11 protein-coding genes and 1 tRNA gene are annotated in these 13,948 nt (G+C 55.1%); 7 read left to right on the top strand and 5 right to left on the bottom strand.

All coding sequences use genetic code 11. From position 1 onward, the window contains the following. The first annotated feature begins 129 nt into the window (after nt 1-129). Nucleotides 130-220: transfer RNA gene (locus MTP39_RS12875), tRNA-Ser, on the top strand. A gap of 315 nt (nt 221-535) precedes the next feature. On the opposite strand, the gene MTP39_RS12870 is transcribed toward MTP39_RS12875, so the two are convergent. From MTP39_RS12870 to MTP39_RS12860, 3 genes are all read right to left on the bottom strand, one after another. Continuing rightward, nucleotides 536-973, bottom strand: a complete 438-nt coding sequence (locus tag MTP39_RS12870) for a YaiI/YqxD family protein (protein ID WP_249240815.1) — start codon at nt 971-973, stop codon at nt 536-538. Further along, nucleotides 970-1,638, bottom strand: coding sequence for an alpha/beta hydrolase (locus tag MTP39_RS12865; RefSeq protein WP_249242066.1), 669 nt, complete (start codon nt 1,636-1,638; stop codon nt 970-972). Before MTP39_RS12865 ends, MTP39_RS12870 begins: the two co-directional genes overlap by 4 nt. A gap of 205 nt (nt 1,639-1,843) precedes the next feature. Continuing rightward, entirely contained in the window at nt 1,844-2,479 is a 636-nt protein-coding gene (locus tag MTP39_RS12860) for a helix-turn-helix transcriptional regulator (RefSeq protein ID WP_249240814.1), read from the bottom strand. A gap of 390 nt (nt 2,480-2,869) precedes the next feature. Here MTP39_RS12860 and MTP39_RS12855 point away from each other — a divergent pair, with 390 nt between their 5' ends. The 6 genes from MTP39_RS12855 (at nt 2,870) to MTP39_RS12830 (ending at nt 9,789) form a co-directional block, all read left to right on the top strand. Then, nucleotides 2,870-3,244, top strand: coding sequence for a RidA family protein (locus MTP39_RS12855; protein WP_249240813.1), 375 nt, complete (start codon nt 2,870-2,872; stop codon nt 3,242-3,244). A 37-nt stretch (nt 3,245-3,281) separates the two neighbouring features. Beyond that, entirely contained in the window at nt 3,282-4,607 is a 1,326-nt protein-coding gene (locus MTP39_RS12850; RefSeq protein ID WP_249242065.1) for an L-cysteine desulfidase family protein, read from the top strand. Between the two features lie 50 nt (nt 4,608-4,657). After that, on the top strand, nt 4,658-5,854 hold the full coding sequence (locus tag MTP39_RS12845) for a dicarboxylate/amino acid:cation symporter (RefSeq protein ID WP_249240812.1): 1,197 nt from the start codon (nt 4,658-4,660) through the stop codon (nt 5,852-5,854). A 231-nt stretch (nt 5,855-6,085) separates the two neighbouring features. Beyond that, entirely contained in the window at nt 6,086-7,270 is a 1,185-nt protein-coding gene (locus MTP39_RS12840; RefSeq protein WP_117950226.1) for a cation diffusion facilitator family transporter, read from the top strand. Nucleotides 7,271-7,329: 59 nt separating this feature from the next. Further along, nucleotides 7,330-8,517: a pyridoxal phosphate-dependent aminotransferase gene (locus MTP39_RS12835; RefSeq protein ID WP_249240811.1), complete on the top strand. Its 1,188-nt coding sequence runs from the start codon at nt 7,330-7,332 to the stop codon at nt 8,515-8,517. A 60-nt stretch (nt 8,518-8,577) separates the two neighbouring features. Further along, the gene (locus MTP39_RS12830; RefSeq protein ID WP_005925517.1) at nt 8,578-9,789 is read left to right on the top strand and encodes an NADP-dependent isocitrate dehydrogenase; all 1,212 of its coding nucleotides are present in this window, start codon (nt 8,578-8,580) and stop codon (nt 9,787-9,789) included. A 264-nt stretch (nt 9,790-10,053) separates the two neighbouring features. On the opposite strand, the gene MTP39_RS12825 is transcribed toward MTP39_RS12830, so the two are convergent. Together MTP39_RS12825 and aroD are read right to left on the bottom strand one after the other, a co-directional pair. Next, the gene (locus tag MTP39_RS12825) at nt 10,054-12,792 is read right to left on the bottom strand and encodes a response regulator (protein WP_249240810.1); all 2,739 of its coding nucleotides are present in this window, start codon (nt 12,790-12,792) and stop codon (nt 10,054-10,056) included. A gap of 256 nt (nt 12,793-13,048) precedes the next feature. After that, nucleotides 13,049-13,804, bottom strand: a complete 756-nt coding sequence (gene aroD, locus MTP39_RS12820) for a type I 3-dehydroquinate dehydratase (protein WP_249240809.1) — start codon at nt 13,802-13,804, stop codon at nt 13,049-13,051. Nucleotides 13,805-13,948 lie beyond the last annotated feature (144 nt).

Below are 13,948 nucleotides of genomic sequence, written 5' to 3'. Positions count from 1 at the left end.
CTGCTTTAAACAGCGTACTGCCGATTCAGGCCGCAGCAGTCGGCCTTTGCCCTGCGCGCTTTGCGCGGTACATGGAGAAAAGTGTTGACGGCAGCAGGCTTTTTTGTTATACTATGTAAGGTTTATTATGGAGATGTATCGAAGTGGTCGTAACGAGAACGACTCGAAATCGTTTTGTCCTTAACCGGGCACGTGGGTTCGAATCCCACCATCTCCGCCAACAAAAGGCATCGGCTTAGGCTGATGCCTTTTTTGCGGCTAAGATGGTGAGGATGAGAACAGGGCGGCGGTCCGCAGACCGCAAGCAATCAGCCCAGTGCAACGACGACGACCGCTGCCTGTGGCAGAAACAGGGAGGAGTTGTTGGGGCAGCGTTCTGATTTTTCAAAGCCCTGCCAAGGGGCTGCGGAAAAATCAGCAAACGCAACCCGTTGCTGTTGCTTAGCCCGCGGGAGAATATCCACCATCTCCGCCAACAAAAGGCATCAGCTCAGGCTGATGTCTTTTTGTTTTTCCATCCCTCCAAAAGGATGTATCAATGGTTGTAGTTCAAGATCTTCTCAAGCGTATCCGTAAACCTGACATCCTGCTCCTTCGTCCGCTTTGGGCTCCCCTTGGGGTGCTTTCCTGCGCGGAGGAGCTTTTTGTTTTCATAACGCCGCAACATGAGGGCGTCTATGTTGTCGGCGGTGTATTCCAGACCATTCTGGTTCAGCACCCGGGCGCACTTGGCAAGGCACATACTCGCCAGCCCGTAGTCCTGTGTCACGACGATATCCCCCGGCTTTACCCGGTTGACGAGGGCAAAATCTACGCTGTCAGCCCCTTTATCGAACACCAGCGTCTGCGCACCTTCCCGCTCGATTTGGTGAGCTGTGTCGCACAGGATGATGACAGGAACGCCGAACTGTTTTGCAATCTGCAATGTCAGGTTCACCACCGGACAGCCGTCTGCATCAATCAAAATGGTCATGTGTGTTCCTCCATCGTCCACCGAAAGGCTTTCGCAGTGCGTAGGTCGGCGTCTTTGAAATGCCCGCCGCTGTTCCATTCAAGCGTGCAATCTGTGCTACGCTCTGCAAGCCGACTGTGCAGGGTGCGGATATTATCCCCCACCGCAGCCATGACGGCGTTTTTCGTGTGCTCTTCCTTGTCGCCAAGGCTCAGATAAACGCGCTGCGTCTGCATCGGGCGCTGCTGCTCAAACTCGATCCAGCCAGGAAACCAAACAGAAGGAGATGCAGCGGCGACACCGTAGAACAAATCGGTCTGGGTGGATGCCCACAACGCAAACAATCCCGCCAGCGAATAGCCGCCCAGAATGATTTTGACGTTTTCCGGGAGACGAAACTGCTGCTTCAGCGTGGGAATGACCTGCTCTGTCAGAAAGCGCAGGGTTTCCGCAGCCTTGCCCCCAAAGCCTTGCTTTCCCCACACAGCAGGGGCTTCCCACGGAGATAGTGCATCATTCCAGCTTTCCACCGGAATGGCCGCAAACAGAAAGTGGTGCGCACTCTGCGCAATAACGGTAACCTCGCTTTCCATGCTTTGCAGCTCATGTTCACCGGTCAGTTGGAGCAGTAGGTATTCCGCATGGGCTTCGCCGTAAATGCGGCAAGGTCTGTTCCCGATTTGCATTGTCTGTGCGGTCATTGCGGCATCCTCCCGAAAATTTTCGATAAGCCCAGTATAGCAACTGAAAAATCATTTTGCAATTCAAAAGGTGTTCATAGCCGTAGCAAGCAGGGTCTTCGTACTGTGGAGTCCCCTCGTTGGCACAAAGATACTGCCCCTCTTCGCTCAAGTGGGCGATTCCTTTTTCATGGAGCAGTTCCTTCACAGCTCACTTCAGCTTGCTCAGGTAGCGGTAGATGGTGGCCTCCGAGGAGCCCAGCTGGGCGGCGACCTCACTGACGGCGCCCTTCATATAAAAGATGCCCGCGTGGTGCAAGGACTCCACGATGCGGATCTTCTCCTCCATGGTCAGCCGGTCGGGCGGCAGCCCGGCGCTGCCGGTCACCTCGGCAATGGCGCTGTGCACGGCGTCGGGCAGGGAACTGACAAAGTTCTCCACCCCGATGCCGGTAGAGGAGGGCTCGGTGTGCGCGCCGCAGAGGGTGAGCAGCTCCTGCGCGATGCGGCTGTACTTGCCGGCATCAAAGTTGACGCAGAGCATGCCGATGAGCTGGCCGTTGTCCTTGATGAACATGGTGGAGGAGCGCAGACGCCCCTTGGCCTGCGAAGCGCCCTGATAGCCCGCCAGATAATCCTGCTTTTCGTACATCCGCTCCTGAATGAAGCGCAGCGCCATGTTGGAAAGGGGCGCACCCTCGGTGCGGCCGCTGATGTGGTTGTTGACGATGGCAACAATGGTGCCGTCCTCACTGGTAAGGTCGTGCAGAACTACTTCGTAGTCCGGGCCCAGCGCCTCCCCCAGAAAAGATACCACTACGCGATAAGGCTCAAGTCTTGCATCCATCCCGTTCACCTCTTTTGTACTGCTGGAGCGCGTGAGAAAAAATTCTCACGCGTGTTCTATTGCTATCATAGCAGAAATGACAGAAATTTACAATAAAAAGGTGCATTGTATCCATTGTTTCGTCAAAGTGATGACATTTTTCGGAAGTTTTTGTCACGCACGACAATTTGTTCTCGCGATAAGAAAATATTATTGACAAAATATTCTCACTGCGTTAGGATAGTGTCAGCAAGGGAAGGACAGCCCTTCCCGAAAAACACGGAAATCAACTTTTGAAGATTGACCCGGTGCAAAAGCCTTCACCCCTTGGGGACAGACTTCCCCCGGCCGGGGGAAGTCTTTTTCGGAAAATTGATTTCAGTGCCGACAAATGGAAAAGGAGAAAATCGGATGAAACAGGTGATCGTTACCCCCAATGCTCCCGCTGCCATCGGCCCTTATTCGCAGGGCATCACTGCGGGGCAGACCGTCTATGTATCCGGGCAGCTGCCCATCGATCCGGCCACCGGCCTGATCCCGGAAGGCATCGCCGCCCAGACTGCACAGTCCCTCAAGAACATCCAGGCCATTTTGGCACAGCAGGAGATGACGCTGGCCAATGTGGTCAAGACCACGGTGTTTCTGGCGGACATCAACGATTTTGCAGAGATGAACAAGGTGTACGGCGAGTACTTTGCGCAGCCCTATCCCGCACGCAGTGCGGTGCAGGTGGGCAAGCTGCCCAAGGACGCTCCGCTGGAGATCGAGTGCATTGCTGTAAAGTAAGTTCCCCCGCGCGGGAGGAAAAGAAACGGTGAACCAAATGGATAAACAGATGTTCGTTCGCATCCTGAACAGTGAGATGGAGCTGGCCACGGGCTGTACGGAGCCCGGCGCAGTCGCTCTCACCGCCGCAGAGGCGGGCGCAGCACTCCGCAAGGCGGGCAGCACACGGGTAGAAGCCGTGACCGTCCGCGCCAGCATCAATATTATCAAAAACGCCATGTCGGCAGGCATTCCGGGCACCTCGTATCAGGGCATGGATTACGCCGCCGCCATTGGTGCCGTAGGCGGTGACCCCGTCCACCTGCTGGAGGTCATGAACTATGTGCCCCGGGGGCAGATGGAGGAAGCCGCAGCCCTTGTCAAGGCAGGCAAGGTCAAGGTAGAGGTGGCACAGGTGCCGCAGAAGCTCTACGTTGAAGTGCTTGTCACTTCTGACGGCCACACCGGCCGTGCAGTGGTGCGCGACCTGCACACCAACGTGGTGCTGGTGGAGCAGGACGGCGTGGCGACGCTGGACAAGCAGCACACCGACCCCGCCGCAGCAGGGGACAGTGATGTGGTGACCCCGGAGCAGATCGCAGAATTTCTGACCGTCCGCTCCATCTGGGATTACTGCACTGAGGAGCTGGACCCCCTGCACGACCCCATCGACATCATCCGCAGCGCCGTACAGGTGAACACGACTATCAGCAACGAGGGTCTTTCCAAGGAATACGGCCTTGCCATTGGCCGCAATCTGGAACTGAACTGTCGCAAGGGTCTGATGACCCGTGACCTGACCACCAACGCCATGGTCATCGCTTCGGCCGGTGCGGACGCCCGCATGGCAGGCGCGCCGGTTTCGGTGGTGGCAAACTCCGGCAGCGGCAATCAGGGCATTACGGCTACCATGCCTGTTGTGGCAACTGCCCGCTGGCTGGACATCGACGAGGAGAAGATGCTCCGCGCCGTGACCCTTTCCAACCTGATCGCGATCCGCATCAAGGCCAAGTTTGGCCGCCTGAGCAACCTTTGTGGTGCAACGGTTGCTGCCACCGGCGCAGCCTGCGGCATTGCCTATCTGCTGGGCGGCGGCTACCACGAGGTATGCTGCACCATCCAGAACATGGTGGGCAACATCACCGGCATGGTATGCGACGGCGCAAAGGCCGACTGTGCACTGAAGATCTCCACCTGCGTCAACGCCGCCTGTCAGGCAGCTGCCATGGGCGTGCGCGGTGTGCGGGTGCAGAGCACCGATGGCATCGTGGAGCACAATGTGGAGTATACGCTGGACAACTTTGCCACCCTGAGCACCCACGGCACCAGCGACAGCGTGATCCTTGATCTGATGCTGAACAAACACCTCCCGGAGACGGAATGAGTCTCCCCACCCGGCCCCTTTCCGGGGCAAAAAAAAGAGGTACTAAAGTTATGAAAAAGCTATTCAATAGTCTGCCCTTCCGGCTTTTGCTGGGTATTTTTGTTGGTATCATCCTTGGTCAGCTGTTCAACGAGAACACCATGGGCGTTGTGGTGACCCTGCAGTATATCATGGGTCAGCTCATCACCTTCTGTGTGCCGCTGATCATCATTGGCTTCATTGCCCCGTCCATTACAAAGCTTGGCAAAAACGCCTCCCGCCTGCTGGCAGTGGCCATCGTCATCGCCTATGTGTCCTCTGTCTGCGCCGCTTTCATGAGCATGGGCGCCGGCTACGGCCTGATCCCTCACCTGTCCATCGACAACAATGTTGCCGGTCTGCGCGAGCTGCCGGGCGTCGTTTTTGAACTGAACATTCCCCAGATCATGAGCGTTATGAGCGCTCTGGTGCTGAGCGTTCTGGTGGGTCTGGCTGCCACCTGGACCAACAGCAAGCTGACCTGCGACTTTTTGGCCGAGTTCCAGAACATCGTGCTGGACATCGTGAGCAAGGTCATCATCCCCGTTCTGCCTTTCTACATTGCCGCCACCTTCTGCGGCCTGAGCTACGAGGGCACCATCACCCATCAGCTGCCCGCCTTCCTGCAGATCATTGTCATTGTCATGGCCGGCCACTACATCTGGCTGGCTGTGCTGTACCTGCTGGCCGGTGCTTACTCCGGCAAGAATCCCTGGGAAGTGCTGCGTCACTACGGCCCCGCTTACCTGACCGCTGTCGGTACCATGTCCAGTGCCGCTACGCTGGGTGTGGCGCTGGAGTGCGCCCGCAAGAGCAAGGTCCTGCGTAAGGATATGGTCAGCTTCGGCATCCCCCTGTTTGCCAACATCCACCTGTGCGGCTCTGTGCTGACTGAGGTGTTCTTCTGCATGACCGTTTCCAAGATCCTGTACGGCAAGCTGCCCAGCGTTGGCACCATGATCCTGTTCTGCCTGCTGCTCGGCATCTTCGCCATCGGCGCACCCGGCGTGCCCGGCGGCACTGTCATGGCTTCTCTGGGTCTGATCACCGGTGTCCTGATGTTCGACGACGCCGGTACGGCTCTGATGCTGGCTATCTTCGCCCTGCAGGACAGCTTCGGCACCGCCTGCAACGTGACTGGTGACGGCGCGCTGACCCTGATGCTGACCGGCTACGCCGAGAAGCACGGCATTGCCGATACCGGCGACCTTGAAAGCCCGATCCTGTGATAAAAACCTGCGCACTCCTCCTTAATTACAAGAGACTGTGAACAGACAGTCCCGAAATCTCCGAAAAGCCCTGGCGACCGCAACGGCCGCCGGGGCTTTTGTGCTGCAACCCGGTTTGATATCCGGCGTAATGGGATGAAATTTTTGAAACGCCTTTAAAACCATAAAGTAAAATGCTATACTAGAAGGACATTGGGTGCGCTGAAAATGCGCAGCCTGAAAGGAGCTTTTATGACGCAGCTTTTGATCCGTCTGTTTATACGCCGTCCCAATTCTCCGCAGGATCCCCGCGTCCGTGCCGCCTACGGCAATCTGGCCAGTGTGGTGGGCATGGTGTGCAATATCCTGCTCTGTCTGGGCAAGTTTGTGGTAGGTACCCTGTTCGGCTCGATCGCCATCACCGCCGATGCGCTGAATAACCTTTCGGATGCTTCCTCCAATATCGTCAGTCTGGTGGGCTTCAAGCTGGCCGCCAAGGCACCGGATGCTGAGCATCCCTACGGCCACGCCCGTTTTGAGTATCTGGCGGGTCTGGTGGTCAGCGTGACCATTCTGGGCATCGGCTTCTCCCTGCTGAAGGAATCAGTCACCAAGGTGCTGCACCCCACACCGGTGCAGTTCGGCTGGCTGACCGTGGCGGTGCTGGTGGTATCCATTCTGGTCAAGCTGTGGATGAGCGGCTTCAACCGAACCATTGGACGTATCATTTCCTCCGAGACCCTCATCGCTACCGCCGCCGACAGTCGCAACGACGTGCTGAGCACCGCTGCCGTGCTGGTGGCTGCCATCCTCTGCCGGGTGACCGGCTGGGATGTGCTGGACGGCTTGATGGGCGTGGGTGTGGCGGTGTTTATCCTGATCTCCGGCTGGGGACTGGTGATGGATACCCTGAGCCCGCTGTTGGGCGAAAGCCCCAGCGAGGATCTGGTGGAGCATATCGAACAGACCGTGATGGGTTATCCCGGCGTGCTGGGCGTACATGACCTGATGGTGCATGACTACGGCCCCGGCCATCAGTTTGCGTCCATCCATGTGGAGCTGCCCGCTGAGCAGGACCCGCTGGAAGCGCACGACCTGATCGACAACATCGAGCGGGACTTTATGAAGCACGACCATCTGATGGTGACCATCCACTATGACCCCATCGTTACCTCGGACGCCGCCGTGGGGGTGCTGCGCAGCCGCCTGACCGAAAAGCTGCGCCAGCTGGACCCGGCGCTCTCACTGCACGACCTGCGCATCGTGCCGGGCAAGACCCACACCAATGTGCTTTTCGATCTGGTGCTCCCTGCGGGCTATGCCGGGGACAAGGTGGAGCTGCTGACCCAGATGGAGCAGTTCATCAAAGAGCAGGATCCCACCTATAACTGCATCATCAAGCTGGAACAGAGCTATACGGCTGCGGCTCATAAATGAGGGGGGAGCCGCCCCGCACAGGCTCTGTGCAGATATAAGGAAAGCAGAGGGAAAGTAGTATGCTGAACGAGACCTACCGCGCCATGCTGAACAACAAAAGCGTCATCCGCGAGACCTTTATGTATGGCAGACAGCGCGCTGCCCAGATCGGCAGCGAGAACGTGTTCGATTATTCACTGGGCAACCCCAGCGTGCCCTGCCCGCCGGAGTTCACTGCCGCCATGCAGACCCTGCTGGCACAGGAAGAGCCGGTAAGCCTGCACGGTTATTGCCCTAGTCAGGGCGACCCGGGCTTCCGCACCGCTGTGGCGGCGCATCTGACCGAGACCTTCGGTCTGCCCTATGCGCAAAAGCACATTTTCCCCACCACCGGCGCGGCGGGTGCGATCGCCCACGCCATCCGGGCGGTGACCCAGCCCGGGGACGAGGTGCTGACCTTTGCGCCCTACTTCCCGGAGTACGGCCCCTATGTGGCGGGCACCGGCGCGGTGCTGCGGGTCGTTCCCCCGCAGGCACCCACCTTCCAGCCTAATCTGGATGCCTTTGCGCAGATGCTGACCGAAAAGGTCACCTGTGTGCTCATCAACACCCCCAATAACCCCACCGGCGTGGTCTACTCCGCCGACACCCTGACCCGCATGGCGGCGATTCTGACCGAAAAGAGCGCCCAGTACGGACACAATATCTTCTTGGTCAGTGACGAGCCCTACCGGGACATCGTTTTTGATGGCAAGACCGTGCCTTACCCGGCGGCGTTCTACCCCCACACCCTGACCTGCTTCTCCTACTCCAAGAGCCTGAGCCTGCCCGGCGAGCGTCTGGGCTATGTGGCGGTGCGCCCGGGGTGCGAGGGGGAGGATATCCTTGTGGACATGATGAGCCAGATCTCCCGCTTTACCGGCCACAACTGCCCGCCCAGCATCATCCAGCGGGCGGTCAGCCGCTGCCAGAAGGTGACCAGTGACCTTTCGGTCTACCAGACCAATATGGAGCTGCTGTACCAGAAGCTCACCGCGCTGGGCTTTGAAGTGGAGCGCCCGGGCGGCACCTTCTATATCTTCCCCAAGGCACTGGAGGAGGACGCCAACGCCTTCTGCCAGAAAGCCCGGGAATTCGACCTGCTGCTGGTGCCCAGCGACAGCTTTGGGGTAAAGGGCTATGTGCGCCTTGCCTACTGCATCGACACCGAAAAGGTAAAGCGCAGCCTGCCCGCCTTTGAAAAGCTGGCAGCCGCCTACCGCAAATAACCGGAACGCCCCTGCATGGGGCATAAAATACACAACAAATAGAGGAAAGGGAACCCTGCTATGGAAAAGATCAAGATGACGACCCCGCTGGTGGAGATGGACGGCGACGAGATGACCCGCATCCTGTGGAAGATGATCAAGGACGAGCTGATCCTCCCCTTTGTGGATCTCAAGACCGAGTACTACGATCTGGGTCTGCCCAACCGCGATGCCACCGCAGATCAGGTGACCATGGATGCCGCTCTTGCGAACAAGAAGTACGGCGTGTCGGTCAAGTGTGCCACCATCACCCCCAACGCCCAGCGCGTGGAGGAGTACAAGCTGCATGAGATGTGGAAGAGCCCCAACGGCACCATCCGCGCCGTGCTGGACGGCACCGTGTTCCGCGCACCCATTATGATCGACAGCATCCAGCCGGTGGTCAAGAACTGGAAAAAGCCCATCACCATCGCCCGCCATGCCTACGGCGATGTGTATAAGTGCACCGAGTTCCGCATTCCCGGTGCAGGCAAGGCCGAGCTGGTGTTCACCGGCGCAGACGGCAGCCAGCAGCGTGCCACCGTCTTTGATTTTGAGGGTGCCGGTGTGCTGCAGGGTCAGTACAACAAGGATGATTCCATCCGCAGCTTTGCCCGCAGCTGCTTCAACTACGCATTGGACGTGAAGCAGGATCTGTGGTTCGGCGCAAAGGATACCATCTCCAAGAAGTACGACCACACCTTCAAGGATATCTTCCAGGAGACCTACGACGCCGAGTACAAGGAAAAGTTTGAAGCTGCCGGCATCACCTATTTCTACAGCCTGATTGACGATATCGTGGCGCGCGTCATCCGCAGCGAGGGCGGCTTTGTCTGGGCCTGCAAGAACTACGATGGCGATGTGATGAGTGATATGGTCTCTACCGCCTTTGGTTCGCTGGCCATGATGACCAGTGTGCTGGTCAGCCCGGACGGCAAGTATGAGTATGAGGCCGCACACGGCACCGTCACCCGTCATTACTATAAGTACCTGAAGGGCGAAAAGACCTCCACTAACCCCATGGCTACCATCTTTGCATGGTCGGGCGCCTTCAAGAAGCGCGGCGAGCTGGACAACCTGCCGGAGCTGGTGCACTTTGGCGAGGCACTGGAAGCCGCAAGCCTGCAGACCCTGAACGAGGGCATCATGACCAAGGACCTGTGCGGTCTGGCAGAGGGCATCACCCCCACCGCCGTGGACAGCGAGGGCTTTATCAAGGCCATCCGTGAGCGTCTGGAAGCTAAGCTGGCATAAAACGATTTTCAATATAACATAAAAACCGGAACGATCCACCCGAAAAAGGGAAGATCGTTCCGGTTTATGTTTTAGGCAGGGTGTGCGACAAACTGGAATTTGCCGTTATCTACGCCGATGATGGTATTTCCGGCACCAACACAAAAAACGTGAGGACTTTAACTCTTTTGTGTATAAGCTTTCAGAAAAGGAACAGCAGAAAAAACTATAAACACAGTTTTTTCTGCTGAACATGATTATCAACAATAAAAAAATAAAAATTCGTCACTTTTTACAATGACTTATGCATACCCTTGAACAGTAACAGGCAATCGTATGGATCATTTTTTCTACATCCAGTGGTTTGGCTAGATGTGCGTTCATACCACAGTCCAGTGCATGGCGTACATCCTCTGCAAAAGCATTAGCGGTCATTGCGATGATGGGAATGGAAGAAGCATCCGTCCTGTCAAGCTTCCGGATCTGGCGTGTGGCCTCGTATCCGTCCATCAGAGGCATCATAATATCCATAAGTATCACATCAAATGTCCCCTCGGGGTGACGGGAGAAAAGTTTTACAGCTTCCCTGCCATTGGATACTGCAGTTACCACAGCACCTTCCTCTTCAAGGAGTACCTGTGCCACTTCTCTGTTTATTTCATTATCCTCTGCCAGCAGGATCTTTATGCCCTGAATGGAGTTTCGCTCAGATTCTGGCTCAGAAGAGATATCCGTTTCTTCTGCCTCTTCAAATGGCAAAGTGATCACAAAAGTACTTCCGATACCCGGAGTACTGGAAATCTCAATGGTACCACCCATCTGTTCAAATAGCGCTTTGGCAATGCTCATACCCAGTCCGGTGCCATGATATACACTTCGGGCATCCATATTCTCCTGAGTAAAGGGTTCAAAGATCTTCTCCAGATATTCTTTGCTGATGCCGATTCCCGTATCAGAGATCGTCCATCTGCAGACCAGCGTATGATCATGGGAAGGGAGAGCATGGATCTCCGTATGGATCGTCCCATTTTCTCTGTTGTATTTGATACAGTTACTGTAAATATTCATCATGGCACGACGGAGGTGCAGAGGGCTGCCGTATACAAAGGGATGTTCGTATATCTCCGGTGCGATATGAACGGTGAAATCAATGCCGTTTTTCTGTGCCTGCATATCAATCAGCATCTGTGTCTCTTTTTCATATCTGATCAGATCAAAAGGTTCATGGCTGAGTACAAGTCCACCCTCCTCGATCTTGGACATATCCAGCACATCATTGACAAGAGAGAGCAGATGACTGGCTGAAATGAATGCTTTTTCACGATTACTTTTCAGGAATCCGATATCATTTTCGTGCTTTTTATCAATTTCCAGCAGACCAATGATTCCATTCAGCGGCGTACGCATATCGTGGGACATACGGGAAAGGAAATTGGATTTCTCTGCATTAGCACGTTCGGCAGTATCAAGAGCTTCTTTGAGAAGCTTTTGGTGCCTGATTTCTGATTCCACCACATCGTCCACATTCAAAAATCCCAGAACAATGATACCAGAGTCTTCGTTTTTGATAAAGCGGAACTGATAGTAATGGATACCATCCCTGTCATTTATCCGGTAATTTCCCTTGTATTCGGACTGACCGGACAAAACACTCATTACATTACCCAGTTCCAGTGATTCTTCCAGCATTGTACGATCATCCGGATATACACGCTGCCGGATATAGTCTGAGAGGAAAAGATCATAGGGGTATGTATTGCTGTGTTTTTTGTCCGGATCAGGGACATCGTGGTCTTCCTGCTTGATCACAGAGAGAGTTTTTTCTCTGGGGTTGATCAGGTATACGTTCAGGTAGTTGCTGCTCAGTGTCTGGACAATACTTACCTGTGTCTCATAGGCTTCCTGTGTTCTGGTGACATCCTCACCGTAGAGGATTGCTTCCAGATGGTTATTGGAAGGATTGAGCAGCAGTCTTGTCACATATTTGGAAAGCCTGGTTATATTGTCATCGTAGAGACAGCGGGAAACTCTGGTGACCTCTACCTGACCGTCCTCGTAGCTTTTCATCAGGGAACTGCGGCAAAATGCGTTGATGAAATCGTTTCTGTCCTTTAATGCCGGTATAAAAACAGCAGTCTCTGCAATAAAATGGTCAATGGAAGCGTCAGCATCTATCTTATAGGCCAGGGCAGAAGTGCCTCCGACCTTCAGAATCTTATCATCTGTAAGGTCGAAATGAAAGTAGCCGGCAGCATGGGTAATGGATGCCAGAAGAGAGTGGAGCTGATTTTCATAGATTTTGCGTGCTGTCACATCATTGTCTTCACAGGCCACTGCAATTACGAAATCCCGATAGTCATCGGCGTTTCCGTTTCTGGCAATGAGCAGATAATAGTAATGGACAGTATCTGTGACAACCCTGAAATGGAATTTGAAAGAGGCTTCCTGAGAAAGTCTTTCCAGCAGGGTTTCATAATTCAGGTGTCTGGACACATAGGAACGCTCATCCGGATGAACATATTTCTGGATGAGAAAATCAAATGACAGCGTATAGTCTGCATTATCTTTAATATCCGCAAAAGCATCAGTAAATCTGGAACGATATACGGAGATTTTCCCGGTTTCCCGGTTTACGCCATAAACAGACATGTAGTCAGAAGCAAGCAGGTTGATGGCACCCAGCAGACGGAGAGAGTTCTCACCTGTGGGAATAGACTTTGACAGACTTTCTCCTTCGGCTACTGTGCTGAATACAAGTGCATGTCCTCTGCTACCGTCGGGCTGTACCGTCTCTACTGCATCAACTGTCTCATAAATATGACGGATCGGATCCAGGTAGGTCTTTGGCCCCTGTATCCCCAGTGCTACAGGGCAGGGCGGGCATGGGGAATCAAGCCCCATAAGTGCCTTATAGCATTTCACTCCCGGCTGGAGATTGGGGTACAGTTGTTTGGCAGTGTCGTTATAGCTTAGGATATTATAGTCTTTGTCTATGCTGTAATATCCGGATGAGTGTGTGTTCATAATTTTATACTCCCGGTGTTTAGTGCTTTAAAGTATACTCTTTTTATCAAAAAATAGCAATGATAATGGACGAATTTGTAAAGGTTGTACAACGTTTCGGTTACGGTTCACTCCGTTCTCAGTAACACGCTTAGCGACTTCCATTACTGACAGCCACTCAAGACTCGCTACTGGCGGTTGGTTAGACCTTACCGGACAGGCATTCCACCTGTTAGACTACTCGCCCTTTTCTGGGCGCACAATTCCGAGTTGTTGGTTACAAATGCAGTGCATTCAGCACTTCATTTACGATGTCCAGCGATACCTGCCCCGGTGCACTTGCCTGCCCGGGGTTGGCAAAGGTCATGGCAGAGCCGAAGGCCTCCCCAGCCAGACGGCTCACCGCGCCCAGCGCCCCCATGCTCATGGTGATGACCGGCGTTTCCGGGTGAAGGTCGGCCATTTCGGCAGTAGCGGCCAGCAGCTCCAGCACATCGCTGCGGCACCGGGGCATTACGGCCAGCTTGGGTAGGTCGGCTCCGGCCTGCTGCATCTGCACCATGCGGGAGACGAGCTCTGCCCGGGGCGGGGTCTTGGCAAAATCGTGGCTGGAGCACACCACCGCCACCCCGGCGGAGTGCGCCTGCTCCACCAGTTTGGGCAGGTCTGCCCCGGCGGTGAAGAATTCAATGTCCAGCAGGTCGGCGCAGTCGGTGTCGAGGATCAGGCGCAGAAAGGCAAGGTATTCGGGATGGGAGAGCGCCTGCTCGCCGCCCTCTGCCTTGGTGCGGAAGGTCACCAGCAGAAGCTTGTCCCGCAGGGCGACCCGCAGCTTCTGTACGCAGCGGGCAATGGCAGCGGGGGACTGAAAGCCCTCGAACCAGTCTGCCCGCCATTCCACACAATCGGCTGGCAAGGTTGAAAACTGCGCAGCCTTTTCCAGAATAGCAGCTTCGGTGCGCTCCACAATGGGCAGAATGACCTTGGGGCAGCCCTCCCCGATGCGGCAGCCGCGGATGTTGACACAGGACATGGCACTTCTCCTTTATATAATAAGGATAACTACATCATACAGGATACTGGAATGACTCCATAATACGTTCTGCCCGCCGCCTTGTCAAGAAAAGGCGGCTATTATAATAGGAGAAAAACAGAGGCGTTTTCTGCTCCGCAAAGA

It is taken from the genome of Faecalibacterium sp. I3-3-33, assembly GCF_023347295.1.
Classification (GTDB): domain Bacteria; phylum Bacillota; class Clostridia; order Oscillospirales; family Ruminococcaceae; genus Faecalibacterium.
Note: the sequence above shows the minus strand (reverse complement) of the source record. Positions and strands in the feature narration are given on the sequence as shown.